Raw genomic sequence first — 20,544 nt, 5'->3', positions numbered from 1 at the left:
ATCGCAAGAAAAGTTAAAGACGTAATTAAAAGAATTATTACCGAAGAAATTAAATCCATAGAAGAGTCAAATAGTCAAAGTGTGTCTGATGGCCAAAAAGAAGAACGGATTTTTTCTACATGAATTTATATCGAGACAAACTTTTTATACATCCTATACTTGTAAGAAACATTAAAAATTTAAAGCCGCTCATATGCCGAATCATCCTAATGCAAAGTCAACTACAATTTCCATCAATTCTCTTCCGAATTGGAAAGCGACAGATTTAGTAATTGTTGGTTCCGCATACAGCTATACTTTTCTACAAACCGAGGAAGAAAATATCTGGCCGCTTGAATTTACAGTCAAGTTCAAGACCAAAAGATTTGCTTACAGAAGCATGTACCCTACTCATGAAACAACATTTAGTAACCACATTAAATGCAATAATCGTGGAATATAATCTTGATAGCACAGTTGTAGATTTCACCGGAAGCAATGGAGTTTCTCAAATGAAATACAGCGTCAGGGACTCTATCGCTCACACGCTTATTCTGGGGCAGACCGGCAGCGGTAAGACATCAGGCTCGGCCAGATTTTTTTCCCTAAAATATTTGTCCATGGGTTACGCAGGTATAGTACTAACGACTAAACCAGACGACAAAAAACAGTTCATAGAATATTGCAAAATTGTAAATAGACTTGATGATTTAATTGTGATCGGTGTAGGAGAAAAAAACTATTTCAATTTCCTGGAATATGAATCTACCGATAAGACCAACGTCAAATCCTACACAAGCAATGTTCTCGAAATATTAAAAACGGCGTTCCAAGCCAGTGAAGAACAAAATGAAAGTTATTCTGACGATCCTTTTTGGGTCTCCTCCCGAAACATGTTGGTGTATAATGTTCTTGAACTTTGTTTGCTGGCTTACGAAAAAGTGTCGATTAAAAATATCTATGACATCGTAACCTCAATCCCAAGCTCCGAGAACACTACACCACCAGATAAAAAGATCACGGGAAGTTTTGCCCACGCGGTGGAAACGGCTAGAGTAAAGGTGAATAGTCAGGTGGAAACTTTCTTAAAACAATTGGATACCGACCAAAGAAAAGCGCTGAATGAAGAACACTTGATGGAGGCAGCCATTCTTGAAGCCATCCAAGATGCGAAACGTTTGAAAGCTGTAGATCGTTTCTTTATCCAACAGTACCGGGATTTAAGTTCCAAAACGCGGTCTATCATTGATCTTTCCGTTTCCGGCTTTTTGTTTAACCTCATGCAGGAACCGATCTATTCTTTGCTATGTGGACATTCAAGCACTGTTACGCCGGAAGATTGTCTCAATAATGGTAAGATTGTTTTGATTGACCTACCTGTTAAATTGTACGACAAGGCCGGTCGGGATGCTCAGATATTATTCAAATATTGCTTCCAACGAGCATTTGAAAAAAGAGATGTGCAACAAAAAAGTCGTCCCGTTTTTATTATTGCCGATGAAGCACAATTATTTTTACATCCAAAAGACGCTGATTTTCAATCTACTGCGCGCAGTAGCCATGTTGCAATTCTTTATATCACCCAAAATCTCGCGAGCTTTTATTCATCCATGGGAGGCGCAAAATATAAAGAGAAGGTTGATTATCTCTTAGGGAACTTCAATACGATTATTTTTCACGCCAACACCCATCAGGAAACCAATAAATACGCTTCTGAATTGTTGGGCTATGAAGAAATGGTTGAAGAATCTCACAGTGAAAACTACTCCAACAATTTTTCCTTTGGCAAAAGTGAATCCAAAAAGCTGAAGCCCCGCGTAAGGCCTGAAGAGTTTGTGAAACTGAAATCCGGAACGTTCGAAAATAATTACCTGGTCGAAGCTTATATGCACATACAAAGCAAACCTTTCTCAAACGGGCTGCATTTTAAAAAAGTCACTTTTCATCAAAACTGGATGCCCAACATTTAATTACCATTTAAAACTTACAATTATGAACCAGAGACCTGAATACCAGAAACCCCTTCAAAGAGAAAACAAGTTCTTTGAATCAATCCTTGACTTTTTTCATCGTAAATCATCCCTGCCGAGATTGATGTTGGAGGTCTTTATTCGTAAAGATTTCGGCGACAAATACTTCAACCTTGGATCGGCCTTTAGCGTGTTCTTCGTGCTGTGTGTTTTGCCACTTGGCCTTTACTGGGTATTTTATAAAAACAGCTATGGCATCCCGGTTAAAAGTTTTTGGGATGTATATTGGAGCTGGTATTTGTTTATCGCCCTTTTCGTCTTCTTTTCAATCAAACGGTCGATTGAGGTTAGGAGGCATAAAAAGGATCTCAATTTTCATCGCAATGATCCGGGAACATCTTTAGCCATTTTTTACCGAATCAAACTTTTCGGTGAACCATCCCGCAAAATCATCACGTCATTGTATGAGCCGTTGGCGTTCTTTGTGCTCGGTTTTATTCTCTCAAAACTGGGTGTGCAAATCGGTGTTCTCATTATGACCAATAGTGTCTTTTACAGCATCGGCACTTATGCCGAATTTCATTACGGCGACAACTTTTTCCGGGATTCTGTTCAATCAATTGTCAAGGGTGAGGATCTAAAAAACAGTCTTGAGAGTGCCGATATCAATTCAAAAAACCTCCTCGGTAATCAAGCCTCGAAAACAAATAATGAGGATGAAACGACTTTTGCGCTTTAACCTAAGCTGTGCATAGGAGAGACGTCTGATGAAAAAAAGGCCGTTAAGAATTCTGAAAAAGCTGTGCTTAGGATATGCGCAGACTTCTAAAAGTTAACGACCCGAATTATGTGGTTTTGACAAACAAAGCACTCTATAAATCGCACCGATGATTCGCATGATACAAAGCGCCTCGGAAGGTCATGCTAAGGCATATTTTTCTGACGCACTTTCAAAATCCGATTATTACATAAACGACCAGGAACTTTCCAGAGGGCTTCATGGCCGCCTCCGGGATCGCCTTGGGCTGGGCGAAGAAGTTACGAAAGAGATCTTTTTCAGTTTGTGCGAAAACCGCAATCCAAAAACGGGAGAACCCCTCACCCCTCGAACACGGCAAAAAAGACGGGCCGGCTATGATATTAACTTCCACGCGCCCAAGTCGGTCTCTATTGTCCATGCCCTGTCAAAAGACACCCATATTTCGGATGCTTTCCAAACCAGCGTAAACGAGGTGATGAAAGCCATAGAGAAGGATTGCCAGACACGGGTAAGGAAAGACGGCTCTTACCACAACAGGGCAACGGACGAGATACTGTGGGCCGAATTTATGCACCAGACCGCCCGCCCGGTTGACGGCCATGCTCCCGACCCGCACTTGCATAGTCATTGTTACGTCTATAATGCTACTTGGGATAAAGAAGAGAAAAGAATTAAAGCCGGGGATTTTGCAGAGATCAAGAAAGACATGCCCTATTACCAAGCCATGTTCCATAAGGTGTTTTCGGATCGGCTGATCGAATGCGGATATAGCATCAAGCGAACAGGAAAATCGTTTGAACTGGAAGGTGTGCCGGAAGCCGTGATCGGATTGTTTTCCAAACGTACCGATGAGATTGGGCGTTATGCAAAGGAGCATGGTATCACCGACAGCGAAAAGCTAAGCGCAGTTGGTGCACGAACCCGATCAAAAAAGCAAAAAGGATTGTCCATGTCGGAATTAAAAACGATTTGGCGGCAACAGATAAAGGAATTCAAAGGCATCCCTGCGGCCGATAAGGATAAAGCCATTCGGTATGCGCAAAAATCCTTTCACCTGAAGCTGACGACCTTGAATTGTGTAGACTATGCCTTGAAGCATTCTTTTGAACGCGCATCGGTTATCGGCGAACGGCGTTTGCTGGAATCGGCCTTCAGGCATGGCATCGGAGACCGAAGGATAACTAGCGATGCCATCGCCCAGGCCGTACGATCCGATTTGAGGATTATCAAAGTCAAGGACAAAAACAGGTTTGTTTGTACGACCAAGGGCGTATTAGCAGAAGAAAAAGAGATGGTTGATCTTGCCCGTAAAGGCCAGGGACAACTTCGGCCACTTTATTCCCATTCGCCAAACACCAAACTGGAAGGTCAACAGGCCAATGCCGTCAGGCATGTCCTGACCACATCCCACCGGGTTTCCATTATCAGGGGTGTTGCGGGCGCGGGCAAGACAACTTTGATGAAAGAGGCGAAACGTCTCTTTGAAGAAAAAGGCAAAACTATCACGACGGTTGCGCCCTCTTCCAGTGCGTCAAGAGGGACATTGAAGGAAGAAGGTTTTGAACAAGCGACAACCGTTGCAAAATTGTTGCTCGATAAGAAAATGAAGGATGAATTAAAAAATGGGGTGCTGTGGGTTGATGAAGCGGGGCTGCTTGGCACAAAAGATATGACAGCCTTACTAAAGCTGGCCACCAATCAAAATGCCCAACTCATCTTAGGAGGCGATACCCGCCAACACGCCAGTGTCGTGCGCGGTGACGCGCTTAGAATACTCAATACTGTCGGTGGGATTACAACAGCCGAAGTTGGTAAAATCCATCGCCAGCAGGATATGCTGTATAAGGAAACGGTCGAAGATTTGTCAAAAGGCAAAATAGTGTCTGCATTCGGGAAACTGGAAACCATGGGGGCGATTGAAGAAATCGATCCCTTGAACCCCAATGATAGTATTGTAAAAGATTACCTCGCGTTTCTGAAAAAGCGCAAATCAGCCCTGATTATTTCACCCACCCATCAACAAGGCGAACAATTGACCCGCTATATCAGGGAGTCAATGAAAGCTAATAAGCTGATTGGTAAAAAAGAGATAACAGCAAAGAAATTGATCAATCAAAATTTGACTGAAGCGCAGAAAACGGACTGGCGAAACATTAAAGAAGGTCAAGTAATTCAGTTCAACCAAAACGTTCATAAGATCAAACGTGGTTCTTTTTGGACAATTAAGCAGTCGGATAAAGGCAAAACCAAAATCGTGAATGATTCTGGCGAGGAAAAATATTTGCCACATCAGATGCCTGACAGATTTGATGTATTTGAACGGGCAGAAATTAAAATTTCGAAAGGAGACAAGATCAGAATCACTAAAGGTGGATTTGATGATAACAAAAAACGGCTTGACAATGGCAACATTCTAGAAGTTCTCGCCGTGTCCAAAAAAGGAGAAATCACACTTCAAAACAAAATCAGCAAGGCACGCTACAAGATCAATAAAGAGTTTGGTTATCTCGCCCATGCGCATGTTATAACCTCGCATGCGGCACAAGGAAAGACGGTCGATCACGTTTTGATATCTCAGCCTGCGTCAACCTTTGCAGCAACAGATGCAAAACAATTTTATGTATCAGTATCGAGGGGTAAACACTCGGCAAAGATTTACACTGACGACAAGGAATCATTACTTAGATATGCCTCTAACTTCGGCGACCGACAATCAGCAACCGAGTTGGTCGTAAAAGATAGCATTCATTTAGATCATGTTATCAATAATCAACGCAAGGAATATGCAGAAAAAGTTAGAACAAAAGAAAGAGACAAAAACTATTCATCAGCTAAAATAGAAAGGGATTATGAGCCAGGAATTTAATTTTAAGCTTAAAGTGGATGAAATGAAGGAGAACGATCCCGCGGCCAAGGACGAAAATTATCACTCCGGTAGCAATGTCAGAAATGTTTGTTTTGTTCAGGCTAACGGGAACATGCTTTTTTTGAACTACAGTTATTTGGTTTCGTGTGAGTATCAGCCTTCGGAAAATTCGATTACTCTAAATTTCACTTCCCACAAGATTATAGTGGAAGGTGTAAAACTTGAAATACTTTATCAAAAATTATTCAATCATGTGCCAAGAATTCTTAATTGTATAGATGAACGATATTCTGAACTAGCTGAACAAGCAAATCAAAAAATAAGTCAAATTACAATTACAGAAAAAAATATGTGAAGGAGATTTGTTGATAATTGATTTTATATTACATTACCAAAATAAAAAATATGATTATAAGAAAGCCATTTGATAAAGACTGTAGAGAATTAATGGATGAGGAAAGCTTTCCTAGAGTTACGGGAATTCCTTACGATGAAGCATTCAGTTTAACGGGAGCATATGGGGTAAAACCATTTCATGATCTTAGAAAAAAAGATATGCATAAATACTACCCAAGCCCTCAGCTATTAGTAACTGAACTTCTCTTTTGTATTGAGACAGAATTGAGATTTTATAATAACTCAATTCACGCTGAACTGATTATAGCCCCCGGGTATGGCGAAAGAATTATGATTTCGAAAATAGAAAATGCAATTCGATTGGGATTTGATTTTATAGATTGTGAAGCTGCCAGAGGTATGCATAGCGATGGAAGAACTCCCTACCTCGGTTACAAGTTATGGCATCGATACGGATTTAGAATGGATAAACTGTCTCAAATAAATTTCGAGAAATTTATATCTGATCGCAAATTAGAAAAGAAAATTAAGGAAGACGAAAACTTTGAAAATTTATTAGAATTTACATCGTATTCGGATGAATACAAATTACTCTGGGATAAAGAAGGGGAAAGTTGGGGCGGTGTTTTCGATTTGAAGGAAGGTTCACCAAGTAGGGAAACATTCGCCAATTACAAAGCTAGTTCGTTATGATAAAGTTGATTTCGCAAATTCGCTAACTCAGCATTTAGTTCATCCAAGTTAGAATTTTCAAAACTACGAATGTATTCTTTATCCTCTTCCATTAAATTACCATATCTTAAAATATCTTCAGCACCTTCAGTTGCAATCGTTTTAATATAAGATATACGATGAGCAAGATTGCGTTCTTCATCGGATGGTGGTTTGATGCCTGCCCACATTTTAATACGCTTTCCTAAAAGAAAATATGAAAGAAAAATATTAGATTTTACTATTGTTACCACACCGCTACGGGCATCATCAACTAATTTATCCAGTTTTTGCGGAACATATGATATGATATGGCTATAAAAACGAGGATTAAGAAAATCGAGAGGTGAATTTTCAAATGAAGAATTTGTCTTGACCATAGCGCTAGAGTTAAACATAGTCTTATGTCTAGCCTTGGTTATCAAATATCTTTTCTTTCTAGGCATTTCGATAAAATTACATAAAAAAATAGCAAACTTCAAAATGTTAACTTTTCTATTGATATTCAGCTTTGTACAAAGCTATTTTTTAAACCGCAAAGCCCGGCAATTGTTAAGGTTTATAATGAGGTCGTATCATAGATTGTCATCATTAAGATATTAAAAAGCCTCGGCTCAAACCGAGGCTTTGACTTTTAATTAAACTTTAAAGGCTGCATATCAATTAAACGTTCGACAGCTTTGCTAGCTTCACTGGCTGCAGAAATAATAAAGTGTTTGTCATCCTTCAAAACCCTCAGCCAGCTTGCGATATATCCTGCATGATTTTCTTTTTCGGGAGTCGTTATACCTAACTCTGTGGTGAGAAAGGCTGCTCCCAATTCAGCTACGAGTTCTTCCAAAGCGTAATCATTGCTACCGTAATTAGTTTTTGTCAAACGGTTCAATCGTGATGAATGTCCTGTCCAATGGGTCAGTTCATGCAATAGTGTGGAGTAATAATTTTCAGTCGCCGTGCTGTTTCCAATTTTGATAAAGGATGTAGGTTTAGGCATAAATATCTTATCTAAGGATGGAACATATGAAGCCCCGCCGTCGCGATGTTCAATATTTGCGAACGTGTTGGCAACAAAATCATCTGCTATACTAATTCTATCGACTTGCGGCATGGAAGTTAGTTCAATGATCTCGTCAGGGTCGTAACTGGCCAACTGTGCCCGATTAAAAACGACTGAGTATTTAAGAAACGGGATTTTCTTCAATTCTCCGTCAACCTCTTTTTCAAATGTGTCGGCATAAACAATCATATTGCCCTTCTCTCCTTTGCGAACCATTTCATTTTTAGATTGCCATTGTTTGAAGCTCGCCCATTCCTGGGTAGAATAGTTATGGGTCTGTGCGGCCGACCAAAGCAGTAGAATATTTACGCCGCGATATTTATTGCCGGTGACATAATTTTTGGGAATGCGGAACAGCGGATTATTATTGATCCAGGTTTGTTGCCACGGGATCGTGCCTTTTTCTAATTGATCAATGATGACATCTGTGACCTGTTGATGAATGTCTTTTCTAACTGCTGTATTTTCTACAGACGATGCGGCATTTTCGGAAGGTTGCATTTTAAGGCCTTTCGGTTGGGGATTACATTTGTGTACGGTTTGAAATTATTGAGGCTGAATAAGATCATGAGAGGCAAAAGAATAGAAACTGTATGGATTGACGATCAGATGATCAATTATTGGAATGTCCAAAAATCTCCCAGCCTCTACAAACTTTTGCGTCACAAGCTGATCTGCGCGACTTGGCCTTAAATCACCTGAAGGGTGATTATGCGCAAGGATCAAACCTGTCGCCCTTGCCTTTAGTGCTGTGGCGAAAGCAACTTTAGGATCAACAATACATGACGACACGCCGCCGGTGGCAAGGTGAGAAACCCCTAGACAGGAATTGTCCCGGTCAAGCATGAGCATGTAGAACTGCTCGACAAGTTGAATCTTATTCTCATCCCACACGGATAAAAGTAATTGATAGGCTGTTTCCGTCCCTGAAATTTTGATCCTGTCCTCCGGGTCAAGATCATTTCGGTAGATTAGTTCGATTTCTGACACTGCAAAAAGTGTTCGTGATGTTTCTGTCATTTTATCTCTCCTTACAGTTCAAGCTTTGCCATATGAGCCGCATTGACGTCCTTATAGGGCGTGTAATATCGGTTCATGGGAACGTGCAAGAGATGTTCTTCGGTTTTGCAAAATTCTGTCCACGCTTTTGTGGCCTCGATACCGGCCTGGTCATTATCCATCCAGGTGAAACAATTTTTATATCCATAGTTTCGGATGTAAGCTGTCGACTTTTTAAGGTTGCTCAAAGAATGCAAAATCATTGAATCATTTTTTAAGGATTTTCCGTTCTGCTGCGCAATGAGTGACACAAAATCGAAAGCGCCTTCGAAAATATTGATACCATCGGGCTTAGGCTGTGTGCCTCGGATGAAAGTAATGTACTTTCTCCCAATGCATCCTTTAAATTTTTCATTCCGTAATTCATAACCTTTCATATCATTGCGCATGGAGAGCGTATGAAAACGAAGGCCTGTCGAATTGTTTAGGACAATTGCCTGTTGAAAGTATTGTGTTAGAACAGAAGGAGGAATACCGCGACTATTGCCGTATTCAAAAAGGTATGACTTTGTAATCTTGTTCGTGCTGGTTATAACAAGACTTTTATCCTTTGGTAATTCGTTTGGATCAATCACAGGTCGGATAACAGGGATAAATCCTGTCATGTTCCGTAGCCAACGTAAGGCATCGCTGACATGGTGATCCATGTTTTGATAAAACAGGTAAGCAAGAACTAGGTGAATACTATCGCCACCCTGCCACTGCATATCCCCGTAGTCATGCCAAAGGTTTTTATGGCCATCTACCCACAGGCTTGGTGTCTTTTCATTACGAAGCGGAGAGAAATAAAGCTGCTTATGGCCGTTTGTGCGCTGCGGCTTAAGATTCAGCTTGTCAAGAATTACGGAAATGGGTATAGCTTTAGCTTGTTCGATGTTCATCGAAGCTCCTTTAGACGGGTTGCAGGGATGGATATTTAAAGGAGGGAAAGCCTTGCAGGGTTTTCCCTCTTCTTTTTGAGAAAATTTTACATTGTTATGCCATGACCGAATGCCAGTGGGACATCAACGCAAATCTGTTTGTATTGAGGTAGGTTTCGAGCGCCGTGCTTATCACACAGCTTTTTTGAAGAAAACATTTATCACGCCCTTTTTGATTTTTTGACTACCAAAGAAATGAAAGTCACTTCCGAAAATTGAAAGTGGGAAGTAAATAATCGATTCGACATAATGTTTGCAACAAAATTCGGGTTTTTAAATTTCAATCCTACAATGATATGTGCAGCCATACGATTGTATGAACTATTTGGAGATTAGTCCTAGGTGTATCTCCAATTGATTTAAGCAGCGTTGGATAATCCCGTGAAAAGCTTCAGGCTCAGTATTTGGGTAAAGAGATATTTTAAGATGACAATATCTTTTTAGTGAATCGTATCGATGTGATGATTGCTGGTAATTCTTTAAGTCTGTGATCGGATGTTCTTTGATAGAAACATCCAGAGTGTCCAGACAATGAAATCGATCTTTAAAATATTCTTTAGCGTAAGGAAGATTGACGGTGTATGTTAGAGACTTTAATTTTTCTGTCTCCATAATAAAATTGATTTCCATTTTTAAAATTACAAATTTTAAAAAGATTAATAAGTCGAATGTTGTTGTTTTCGACATCTCAATCTGATATTCAACCTGCTCAATTTAGCAGGGGGTATAAATGAATAGCTATTCTTACGATGATATTTTTAAGAGAATAAAAATAGTTGCGAAGATTATTACTTTATATGGCGATAAGTATTTACCAATTTTCGAGCGTTTACAAAATGAACTCGAGAAAGCGAAAGAAAGAAAAAGAATTCTTGACTTGGCCAATGATCTTGCGGTAGATTAAATATGCGAATAGATAATGGGTTACAAAGTGCGATACATTTCTGCGCAACTGTTCAGTGTGTAATGAATCATTTTTCTATTAAGTTCAACCAATTGCCTAAAAATTAAGAAACAAGCAGATACGTTCCTTGGGGACGCCAAGACAGACCTACTATCGTATGCCTTGGCTCATTTAAATCGTTAATAACACGATTTTTATGTTTTTTCATAAGTAACGTAATTAAACCAGTCCGCTTGTTTCGCAATTTTGGCACACAAGTGAGGCTACAGTTTGATGAATTACATCGTAAAAAGACAAAAGACTTACTATTACTATCGCCGTACTCCCAGCTCCCTAAAGGCCTATGATCCGCGGCCTTTCATTAGAATATCGCTACGAACTGATTCCCCTGCATTAGCGGCGAAGCTTGCGCATGCCCGCAATCAAGAGATAGAGAACTATTGGCAGCAGTTAATAAAAACTGGCTCATTCCATAGCCTGGACAAGTTTAACGTGGCCGTCAAAACAGCCAGACTTTTTGGGTTTGGATATTACCCTGCGGCTGAATTGGCAAACATGCCCCTTTCCGAAATTTTCGTGCGTTTGGATCGCATCGAAAAATCTATAAAGGCGCCGCGACAGGTAGAGGCTTTGGCGGGTGGTGTTGCCAAGCCGTTAATTCTCTTAAGTGATTGTTTTTCTAAATATCTGGCCTGCTCCAAAAACCTTGTCATGAATAAAACCGGTGCTCAAATCCGAAAATGGCAAAACCCTCGCAAAAAAGCCATGCGAAACTTTATTGCCGTTGTAGGTGATAAGCCGCTCCACGAATTGACACGTTCAGATACTATAAAGGTTAAGGATGCTTTGATCGAAAGAGTGCAGCACGGAAAGATTATTCCTGTTTCTGCAAACAAAGAAATTGTTTTTGCGAAAACAATTATCGAAACGGTGTCAGATAATTTTCATCTTAATTTGGATATAAAACATTTGTTCAGAAAATTGATCCTCGACAAAGGCGAAGAAGGTAAACGACCGCCTTTTGAAACCAATTATATCATTAATACCCTTTTAAATGAAAAGAACCTTTCTGGCTTAAATGCTGAAGCAAAAGCCGCATTATTTGCCTTAGCTGAAACCGGCGCAGGGTTTTCTGAATTAACAGGTTTTCGAAAAGAAGATATCATAATCGATCACGACATTCCTCACATCATTATCACATCGCGAGAAAAGCATACTTTAAAAACGAAATATCGTCGGCGTGTCATTCCCCTTGTGGGCTTCGCGTTAGAAGCTTTTACGGCGTTTCCAAATGGATTTACATCTTACTTTGAAAAGCCTGATAATCTTTCGGCCACGGTGAATAAATATCTGAACGAACACAAACTTCTTCCTACAAAAAAACATACGGCTTACTCATTGCGCCATAGCTTTCAAGATCGGTTGTTAAGTGTTAATGCGCCGGATCGATTGCAAGCAGATTTAATGGGGCACAAATTGGGGAGACCATCGTATGGTGACGGTTCAAGCTTGCAGCAAAAATTAGAATGGTTGAAGAAAATAACCTTAAAGTGTATATTATAGTTACTTTCAATAAATGCACTAATATTTATATCTTTGATTACCTGAACTTCTGCATGAACAATTCCGAACCCATAAAATTTGTTGATATCGCTATTCCCAGCGATACTAAGACTTATACTTCTTCGCGAATATCTACTGGCCTTTTATTTTTACCGCAGCAGTTAATTCTTCTCTACCCTCCAGATGAATGGGAAAGATTTATTCAAGAATGGGTAACCGAACAACGATCTCAATACAAAAGTGTTGTGAGATTTTCAGGAGCAAATGATCTTGGTATTGATATTGCGGGTTTTGTTGATGACAAAAACCTAGAAGGTGTCTGGGATAATTTTCAATGTAAAAATTATGATGATCCCATTACCCCAAGCACCGCGGTTCTAGAGGTTGGTAAAATTCTTTGGTACTCTTTCAACAAACTTTATGCAGCACCGCGCAAATACTTTTTTATTGCACCGAAAGATTGTGGGATGAAGTTAAAAAAGCAGTTGCTGAATAAAACATTACTGAAAGATTACTTATTTGAGAACTGGGATAACTATTGCAAGACTGGAATAACGGCTTCTCAAGAAATTGATATGTCCGGCGAATTCAAAACCTATTGTGAAAATTTTGATTATTCAATTTTTACTATGCGACCTTGCATCGAAATAATAAATGAACATCGAAAAACTCCTTGGCACGCTATAAGGTTCGGGGGAGGTTTACCTGATAGACCAAATTCAGCTTCTCCTCCACTTGAAATTGCCGAAAATGAAAGTCGATATATTACCCAACTTTTTGAAGCTTATAGTGACGACAAAAAAATTGAGATTCAAAAGTTTGAAGATTTAGCACCATTGGCCAATCTTGAAGATCATTATAAACGCCAACGCGAGATGTTTTACCATGCTGAATCGTTGAGAAATTTTGCTCGTGATACTGTCCCGCCAGGAACTTTTGAAGATTTGCAAAATGAGTTATACGAAGGGGTTATTGATATTGCAGCAGCTAATCACAATAGTGCTTTGGATCGCTTAAATTCAGTAACGCAAGGAGCATCAATGCTTCAGCTGACATCCAATCCATTGATAACTGTAACCAAAATTCAAGATAGAAAAGGAATATGCCATCAGTTAGCGAATGAAGATAAATTAGTTTGGAAGAAACCATGAATAGTCAAATAACATTTACATTTAATAGTCCACTTGAATCCGGAATCAGATCTCTGGGGATTCTAACGCATGCTTATCCTGCAATGCTTGATATTCAGAGATTGGTAATATTTGATCATTTTGTTGTTCATACTGGCGATATTGGGGGGCCGGTAAGTTTACATCCTAAATTGCCATTAAGGTCTACAGAAATTTTAGTAAGAAGAAATTTGGTTGAAAGAGGCCTCATGCTTATGATGAGTCGTAATCTCATAAAACAAATAATAGATGTAAATGGAATTTTTTATCAAGCGGGAGAATTTTCGGAAACCTTCCTAAATTCATTAAGTGCTCCCTATCTTAAATCTTTGAGAGAAAGATCAGATTGGGTAGTGAATAATTATTCTAATACAGGTGATGATGTGCTTATGGAAATAATTGCAAAGAATTTTGGTGAATGGATTGAAGAATTTCATTCTATACAAAAAAGTCTAGGGAATTAAAATGAATAATAAAACGATTTTTTACGGCATCTGTCTTTTAGCGGTACAACAAAAGCACCGGCGACCCTAGAATTCACCAGTGGATTGAATGTTGTGTATGGGGCATCGGATACAGGAAAATCTTTTGTTGTAGAAGCTTTAGATTTTATGCTCGGTGGAAACACACAATTAAGAGATATTCCTGAAAGAATAGGATATGACAGAGTATTTCTTGGGTTAGAAATCGGGGGCGAACTAATTACATTGGTTAGGTCAACAAGTGGTGGAGCAATAAACAAATACGATGGGCTTATTACAGAAATTCCAACTTCCCTTAAACCGACAACACTAGCAGCTCGGCATAGTTCAAAGACCGATGATAATCTTTCCGCTTTCCTTTTAACTAAATTAGGATTAAACGATAAACTCGTAAAAACAAATGCACAGGGAAAATTACGTCCAATAAGTTTTAGGGATATTGCCCATTTATGCATCATTGATGAAACTAAAATTCAATCAAAAGTTTCTCCTATTGAAAGTGGACAATTTACACTAAAAACCAGCGAATATTCTGTTTTCAAACTTTTGTTAACAGGAATGGATGATTCCGCTTTTATCCCTGAAGTCAAAAAAGGCAAGAAGCAACAAAACCAAAATCCAAAAATAGAATTACTCGAAGAACTTTTGGTAACGTATAATAAACAACTTCCAAACAATTCCACAAAAGAAGAATTAGAAGATCAATTAGGGAAAATTGATGTGACATTAAATGGATTTCAGGGCGAATTGGAAACCATTGAAACATCTTATCAGGATCTATTAATTGCGCAAAACGCACTGATAAAGAAAATCGACGAAGCAACCACGAGGCGCAGTGAAATAGACGAAATAAAGGCAAGATTTACACTCTTGAATGGACACTATATATCTGACCTACAAAGATTAGAGGGCATAAGGGAAGCTGGCTCATTACTTGGTGCACTGGAGCCAAAATCTTGTCCACTATGTGGTGCGTCACCCGATCACCAACACCCTGAAGATTCTTCAGATAATTTAGAATTAATTGTTTCTGCTTGCCTTTCAGAGGAGAAAAAAATCAAAAAATTACAAGAAGAACTTTTATTGACCATTGATCAGTTAAATAAAGAATCAGTATTATTTGATAAAAGCATTCCTGAACTTGTTCAACATAAAACTTCTTCAGAAAATAATATCAATTCGCTGAGGACAAAATTATCAACTCAACGAAATGATTACTCTGAATTGGTTGAGAAACGTTCAGAAATTCGTCAAACAATTAACCTTCTTCGACAAATATCAGAACTTACAGTTTTAAAGATTGCAATAGAAAACGAAAGCAAAACAACTAAAAAAGATAACAAAGAAATTGAAAAAGTAGTCGATTTTTCAACTACCACTCTTACAGAATTTGAAATTGAAATTGAGAAAATTCTTAAAGATTGGAACTTCCCAGATAGTGATCGAGTGAAATTTGATGAAGGTACTAGAGATTTAATCATTTCTGGTAAGCATAGAGCAAGTAGAGGAAAAGGTATGCGTTCTATTACCAACTCAGCGTTTATCATAGGAATTTTGGAATTTTGCAAACTTAAGTCTCTCGTACATCCAGGGTTTATAGTTCTTGATTCTCCGTTGCTCGCATATAGAGAGCCTGAAGATGATAACCAGCCTGAAGAAGGTGACACAGATCTTGTGCGTGCAAACGTTCAAGATAAATTCTATGAATATTTATCAAAATGGGATGATCGACAAATAATAGTGATTGAAAACGTAACTCCCCCTATGAGCATTACTGACAAACCCTTCAGTGTAATGTTTAGCAAAAATGATAAAGTTGGCCGATATGGATATTTTCCATTCGTAAAATGACGTGCAAATTGCGTGCAAATAAAAAAGGGCTTCAAACGAAATCGCTGAAAACCCTTGTCTAGACTGTGACCCCTCAGGGACTCGAACCCTGGACCTACTGATTAAGAGTCAGTAGCTCTAACCAGCTGAGCTAAGGAGTCATCCTTTAAATGGGTTGCAAATATACAGTGCCTGTAGGTTTTGAGCAAAAAAAACATCAATATTTGCTTTTGCCGGTTCAAATCACCATAAAAATGCTGATAAAAGAATACATACTGCCGGCATATAAGCCTGTCTAATTCAGGTTACACCCCCGGAATAGCTATTCTTTCTTCCTGCACTCGCCGGAAATTTTGTGAAAGGTGTCGTGCGCTGAACTAATGATCTTTTTTAAATGATCATCCGGCATTTTTTCTTTTACCGCCATCCTGATGTGATCACATTGTTTGAGAAGTTCTTTTAAAGCAGCTTTTGTTTCAGCCTCTTTAAATCCCGGGGGGATCGGGGATTGCTTCCACAACTTAGCAGCTTTATAGAGACTATCGGCTTTTTGTTTCAAAGGTACCAGGTTGCCCTCTTCTGCAGGGTGAAATGTAGCAGACATCAGCGCATGGAAGTTATCCATTTGCACCCATGTGATTTTTGTTTGTCCCCATGTTAATAACGACATGAATACAAATACAACGGTCATTAAATGAACTTTTTTCATTGCTTTTATTTTTTTGAGTTTAGTGCCGCAAGGGGCGATTTTATAAATTCAGCTTTGCATTCGGGGCTGCAAAATCCATATATTTTGTTCCTGTAATGTGCCGTATCCGAAACCCCCGCTGTTACAGGCATTCCACAGATAAGGTCGTACTTATCGTCAAATACTACATTCTTATAAAGGTCCTCTGCAGCAGGCTTCCTGGCCATTGAAGTATCCACGCTCTTAGAGATGGCGGCTTCTTTTGCATTATTATTGCAGGCAGTAAAGCACAACAGTGCAAATACCAGCATTTTTGTATTGATTTTCATGTTTTAATTTTTTACAATAAAAAAGATAAGTGGATCATTGCCCTGTTACCGGACTTAACAATTCCCCTGGCAAGATCCTGTGACAAAGGTTTTTGAAAATTCCCCCCAAGGGTTATTTTCCTGAACGAAACTTCCAATCCTGCAGTACCCGATAAAACATTACCACCCGATATGTCCACAGGGATTTCGCCATCAACATCCTTCTTTGAATTTTCATACAAAACACCGGCATTGGGGGCAATCATCACCTTGTTGTTGATCCGGAACTTATAGTAAGCCTGGGCATTAATACTCGCTTTATTGCCGTAAGCGTAGTCGTATTTATTAGTGGTATTTAGCTTATAACTGGCGGCTACGTTTATACCGGCATCCTGCAAACGTATATCATACATGGCGTTCAAAGTAAAATCGGTGCTGGCCGTTCCCAGTTGAAACAAATTGGTATTTTGCGTCAGGCTTGTTTTGTCTGCAGGATTATATTTTCCTGTAGGTAATTTTACCCCTGCGCCAATCCAAAGGCTTTGTACCAACAGCTTTGAAGCACCAACGGGGTGTTTATTATTTACCAGCTGATAATACCCGGATACCGAAACATCGCCGATCCCGTTCTTACTGTTTGTGTTACCCTGGTTGACCCTTTCATTAAAACTGTAAGGGATGGAAGCCATTACCCTGAAATTTTTTCCCAGGTTCCAGCCTCCCCACAATTCTGCAGTGCGGTACACTTCTTTTGTGGTAAGATAGGTTATTGCCCCACCGGATCCTATATGTGTCTGCAAAGCATTGTAGCGGTAACGGATGCCCATAATATGACGATTGAATTCAGGCAGTATACCAATATAATTGCTTCCCACACCACAGCCACAGATATCACAGGCGTTTGCCTGGCCCATGATGAAAATCATCGAAAGGATGAATACTATTTTTTTCATTGGATGTAATTATTGTTCAGAAAATCTTTTGTCGGTCAAAAAAGAATGATCATTCAATGTTTGCAAAAATGCAATGAGCTTTACTCTTTCATCCGTTGTTAAAGGAATCCCGGGGCTGCTGCCTTGTTGCAATACCGGATCCAGGTTAGGAGTATACTGTACCTGCGAGGCATAATGGTCCAGCACAGCATCTACAGTAAAAAACCTGCCATCGTGCATGTATGGCGCCGTAAAAGAAAGATTCCGCAAACTGGGCACTTTGAATTTATATTTATCGGCATTATTTTGTGTGATCAGATAACGGCCTTCATCATTTACGCTGCTGATACTGATCCCGTTGTTGCGGAACGAATAATCGGTAAACATCGGTTCTTTATGGCAGGTATTGCATTTTTGTTTAAATATATCATAGCCTTGCTGCTCCTGTGTTGTAAACATTTTTCCCGGTTCGTTACGCATGATGCTGTCATACCGGCTGTTGCTGCTTACACACATCACCATAAATTGTGAAAGTGCTTTCAGGAAATCGCTGGTAGTGATCTCGTCGGAACCAAAGGCCTTTTTGAACAAGGCAGGATATTGGGATGAGTTGCGCAATTTGCTCAGGACATTTGGCATAGTTTCATCCATCTCCACATGGTTGGTAATGGGGGCGATGGATTGCAGATCAAGGTCCGCAATTCCTCCGTCCCACATAAAGCTGGTATTCCAGGCGAGGTTCATGATAGGTGGTGAATTGCGGGTACCCAACCTGTCGAGAATTCCATGACTGACCGTATGCCCATGATGCGTGAAAGCTGATGTCTGGATATGGCAACTTCCACAACTGATGGTATTATTGGCAGAAAGCAGGGTTTCATAAAATAATTTTCTCCCTAATTCGAACCCATCCTTTGATATCGTATTTGTGGAGAAATGATACACCGGCTGGGGGAAATTGGCCGGTTTCTCGAAGCTGACAAAAGTCTCTATCACTTCTTTTTCGCAGGCGTATAACCCTCCCACCAAAATAATAACCGCTATCCAATATTTTCTGTTCATTTTTATTAGTTTTCTGTGTGATCGTGCCTGAACATATTCGCATAATTATTAGCCAGCGGCACTCCGGGCAATGGGGAATGTATCATGGCTACAGCGGCAAAACTCATGTTGGTGCTGCCATTGAGAACCTTTAAGGCATCCACCATCAGGTGAATATTAGTGGTCTTATTCTGTTTTACTTTTGGGGTTCCCCTGGCAGTAAGATCAAGCGTGATCGTTTTAAGGTTGTTGGGAGTGGGAGTGCTATATCCACCAAAACCACCGGAATGATACATGAATACATGGTCGGCGGCAGCTACAGATGGAGATGTGCCTTCGAGCTTTAAGAAAATATACCCGCTGTTCCACCCCCAATACATATCGGCGGCAGCTCCTGCCGGGTCAAGCACTCCCGTACGCCTGCTGATATCCATGGTATTCCTCAGGCTATCTACGCCTACCACGAAGCTGATGGCGGTATATTCGCCTTCTGGAACATTCAGGATCGCTTCGTCATCCACGCCTTCTTCGATTAAAAAATAACTGCTGTCCTGCGGTACGGTGTAAATGGTTCCATCTGTTTTTGTAAGCTTAAAATTGCTCACATAGTATTTCATTTTTGTCACCTTAAAAGACTCTCCCACTGCATTGGTGTAAGTAGCTGTATTCAGCTGCAGGTCGGCCCCGCCAACGATGTTGTCAAATTCTACCGACAATTCAGCTTTTGCCGCACTATTGTAGGCAATGGGGCCATCCTTTTTACAGGAAGCGAACAGTAAAGCAAGCCCTATAGCTGCCCATACTTTTATTATATTTTTTTTCATGATTTTTATTTTAGCCGCATTCCTGCGGCGGATTTTTAATTTAATTTATGGCCCTGCCAATTGTGTATCATTTATAAACGTAGAATCGGTTAAGGCATGTAAAAAGGCCGTTATATCAGCTTTTTGCTGTGGCGTCAGGCTGATTCCGGGCAAGCCACCCGGATTTTGCTTTACCAGCGGATCCGTTGTGGCAGATACTTTGATGCCGTCAGAATAATGATCAAGTACCTGGCTGATAGTACTGAATCTGCCATCGTGCATATAAGGGCTTGTTAGCAGGATATTGCGAAGCGTGGGGGTTTTAAATTTCCCGAGATCGGCATTGTTGAATGTAACCCTTGCTCTTCCGAGGAATATCCCATCAAATGCCGTGTTACTAAAATCATCATCGATACCATTATTATGAAAGTCATTGTCAGTAAAAAGATCCCCCTGATGGCAGCTCTGGCATTTTTGCCGCACCAGTTGAAGGCCGTTTAATTCCGACGCCGAAAGTGTACCGCCCGTCTCGTGCCGGATGTATTTGTCATAACGGCTGTTTGCGGATATTAATGTTCGCTGGAATTGTGCCAGCGCTTTTACAATATTTGCAGAACTTATCCCGTCTTTAAAAATGAAATTGAACCTGCTTACATAATCAGGAACCGCCATTAATTCATCATTCAGCTGAAATAGATTCTGGTGCATTTCGTCTTCACTTGTCAACGGGCCAAAAGCCTGCGACTCAAGATTGGTCGAACCTCCGTCCCAGAACAGGCCATTATTTGCCCATGCCAGGTTAATCAGTGTCGGCGCAGAACGATGTAATAAATTCCCTGATGCCCCTATATTATTCAAGGCAACCCCATCACTGAAAGCAAGTTCCTGTTTATGGCAACTGCCGCACGACAACTGGTTATTTCCGGAAAGCCGTTTGTCGTAAAAAAGCCTTCGGCCCAGTTCTATCCCTTCTTTTGTCAGGGGATTCCCGGTATCAAATACAGGTATGGGAAAATTAGCGGGAACCAGCAGGCTGGCCACCTGTGGTTCCCGCATACGTACGTCATTCTTTTCACAGGAAACAACGATGCTTACCGTGATGAAAAATAGCAATGTTATTATAAAGGATTTCTTCAATGGATGCA

General features: G+C 40.0%; 19 protein-coding genes and 1 tRNA gene. 9 read left to right on the top strand and 11 right to left on the bottom strand.

The features are described 5' to 3' along the window. Positions 1-392: 392 nt before the first annotated feature. From EGI32_RS03275 to EGI32_RS03255, 5 genes are all read left to right on the top strand, one after another. Positions 393-1,949, top strand: coding sequence for a type IV secretory system conjugative DNA transfer family protein (locus EGI32_RS03275; RefSeq protein ID WP_255153937.1), 1,557 nt, complete (start codon positions 393-395; stop codon positions 1,947-1,949). Between the two features lie 22 nt (positions 1,950-1,971). Then, positions 1,972-2,688 carry a hypothetical protein gene (locus tag EGI32_RS03270; RefSeq protein ID WP_255153936.1) on the top strand — a complete coding sequence of 239 codons (717 nt, stop codon included), beginning with the start codon at positions 1,972-1,974 and terminating at the stop codon, positions 2,686-2,688. A 148-nt stretch (positions 2,689-2,836) separates the two neighbouring features. Further along, positions 2,837-5,575, top strand: a complete 2,739-nt coding sequence (gene mobF / locus EGI32_RS03265; RefSeq protein ID WP_255153935.1) for a MobF family relaxase — start codon at positions 2,837-2,839, stop codon at positions 5,573-5,575. Continuing rightward, complete coding sequence (locus EGI32_RS03260) at positions 5,559-5,930, top strand: hypothetical protein (RefSeq protein WP_255153934.1); 372 nt, start codon at positions 5,559-5,561, stop codon at positions 5,928-5,930. The genes mobF and EGI32_RS03260 overlap by 17 nt, the downstream gene beginning before the upstream one ends. Before the next feature lie 50 nt (positions 5,931-5,980). After that, positions 5,981-6,625, top strand: a complete 645-nt coding sequence (locus EGI32_RS03255) for a hypothetical protein (protein ID WP_255153933.1) — start codon at positions 5,981-5,983, stop codon at positions 6,623-6,625. On the opposite strand, the gene EGI32_RS03250 is transcribed toward EGI32_RS03255, so the two are convergent. The 4 genes from EGI32_RS03250 to EGI32_RS03235 form a co-directional block, all read right to left on the bottom strand. Beyond that, entirely contained in the window at positions 6,604-7,125 is a 522-nt protein-coding gene (locus tag EGI32_RS03250) for a hypothetical protein (protein WP_255153932.1), read from the bottom strand. The two genes, EGI32_RS03255 and EGI32_RS03250, sit on opposite strands and share 22 nt — an antisense overlap. A gap of 152 nt (positions 7,126-7,277) precedes the next feature. Continuing rightward, the gene (locus EGI32_RS03245) at positions 7,278-8,201 is read right to left on the bottom strand and encodes an ArdC family protein (protein ID WP_255153931.1); all 924 of its coding nucleotides are present in this window, start codon (positions 8,199-8,201) and stop codon (positions 7,278-7,280) included. Between the two features lie 45 nt (positions 8,202-8,246). Next, on the bottom strand, positions 8,247-8,690 hold the full coding sequence (locus tag EGI32_RS03240; protein WP_255153930.1) for a JAB domain-containing protein: 444 nt from the start codon (positions 8,688-8,690) through the stop codon (positions 8,247-8,249). A 41-nt stretch (positions 8,691-8,731) separates the two neighbouring features. Then, the gene (locus tag EGI32_RS03235) at positions 8,732-9,640 is read right to left on the bottom strand and encodes a toprim domain-containing protein (RefSeq protein WP_255153929.1); all 909 of its coding nucleotides are present in this window, start codon (positions 9,638-9,640) and stop codon (positions 8,732-8,734) included. A 1,216-nt stretch (positions 9,641-10,856) separates the two neighbouring features. On the opposite strand from EGI32_RS03235, the gene EGI32_RS03230 reads away from it, so the two are divergent. From EGI32_RS03230 to EGI32_RS03215, 4 genes are all read left to right on the top strand, one after another. Next, on the top strand, positions 10,857-12,146 hold the full coding sequence (locus tag EGI32_RS03230) for a DUF6538 domain-containing protein (protein ID WP_255153928.1): 1,290 nt from the start codon (positions 10,857-10,859) through the stop codon (positions 12,144-12,146). After that, positions 12,110-13,297, top strand: a complete 1,188-nt coding sequence (locus EGI32_RS03225) for an ABC-three component system protein (protein WP_255153927.1) — start codon at positions 12,110-12,112, stop codon at positions 13,295-13,297. Before EGI32_RS03230 ends, EGI32_RS03225 begins: the two co-directional genes overlap by 37 nt. Further along, on the top strand, positions 13,294-13,779 hold the full coding sequence (locus tag EGI32_RS03220; protein WP_255153926.1) for an ABC-three component system middle component 2: 486 nt from the start codon (positions 13,294-13,296) through the stop codon (positions 13,777-13,779). The genes EGI32_RS03225 and EGI32_RS03220 overlap by 4 nt, the downstream gene beginning before the upstream one ends. Positions 13,780-13,863: 84 nt before the next feature. Next, positions 13,864-15,648 carry a hypothetical protein gene (locus EGI32_RS03215; protein ID WP_369681615.1) on the top strand — a complete coding sequence of 595 codons (1,785 nt, stop codon included), beginning with the start codon at positions 13,864-13,866 and terminating at the stop codon, positions 15,646-15,648. A 66-nt stretch (positions 15,649-15,714) separates the two neighbouring features. On the opposite strand, the gene EGI32_RS03210 is transcribed toward EGI32_RS03215, so the two are convergent. The 7 genes from EGI32_RS03210 to EGI32_RS03180 all read right to left on the bottom strand — a co-directional run bounded on the left by EGI32_RS03210 (position 15,715) and on the right by EGI32_RS03180 (position 20,536). Beyond that, positions 15,715-15,788: transfer RNA gene (locus EGI32_RS03210), tRNA-Lys, on the bottom strand. Positions 15,789-15,949: 161 nt separating this feature from the next. Continuing rightward, positions 15,950-16,336 (bottom strand): hypothetical protein, encoded by a 387-nt coding sequence (locus EGI32_RS03205; RefSeq protein ID WP_255153925.1) that lies wholly within the window; start codon positions 16,334-16,336, stop codon positions 15,950-15,952. A gap of 5 nt (positions 16,337-16,341) precedes the next feature. Beyond that, positions 16,342-16,644: a hypothetical protein gene (locus EGI32_RS03200; protein WP_255153924.1), complete on the bottom strand. Its 303-nt coding sequence runs from the start codon at positions 16,642-16,644 to the stop codon at positions 16,342-16,344. Positions 16,645-16,655: 11 nt separating this feature from the next. After that, positions 16,656-17,576, bottom strand: a complete 921-nt coding sequence (locus EGI32_RS03195) for a transporter (protein WP_255153923.1) — start codon at positions 17,574-17,576, stop codon at positions 16,656-16,658. 9 nt (positions 17,577-17,585) lie between these two features. Continuing rightward, positions 17,586-18,617 (bottom strand): cytochrome-c peroxidase, encoded by a 1,032-nt coding sequence (locus EGI32_RS03190; protein ID WP_255153922.1) that lies wholly within the window; start codon positions 18,615-18,617, stop codon positions 17,586-17,588. Between the two features lie 5 nt (positions 18,618-18,622). Then, on the bottom strand, positions 18,623-19,420 hold the full coding sequence (locus EGI32_RS03185; RefSeq protein ID WP_255153921.1) for an MbnP family protein: 798 nt from the start codon (positions 19,418-19,420) through the stop codon (positions 18,623-18,625). A 45-nt stretch (positions 19,421-19,465) separates the two neighbouring features. After that, a complete protein-coding gene (locus tag EGI32_RS03180) occupies positions 19,466-20,536 on the bottom strand; it encodes a cytochrome-c peroxidase (protein WP_255153920.1) in 1,071 nt (356 codons plus the stop codon). Positions 20,537-20,544 lie beyond the last annotated feature (8 nt).

It is taken from the genome of Ferruginibacter sp. HRS2-29 (assembly GCF_024343615.1).
GTDB lineage: Bacteria > Bacteroidota > Bacteroidia > Chitinophagales > Chitinophagaceae > Ferruginibacter.
The sequence above is the reverse complement of the archived record's forward strand: the minus strand, read 5'-3'. Positions and strand labels throughout refer to the sequence as shown.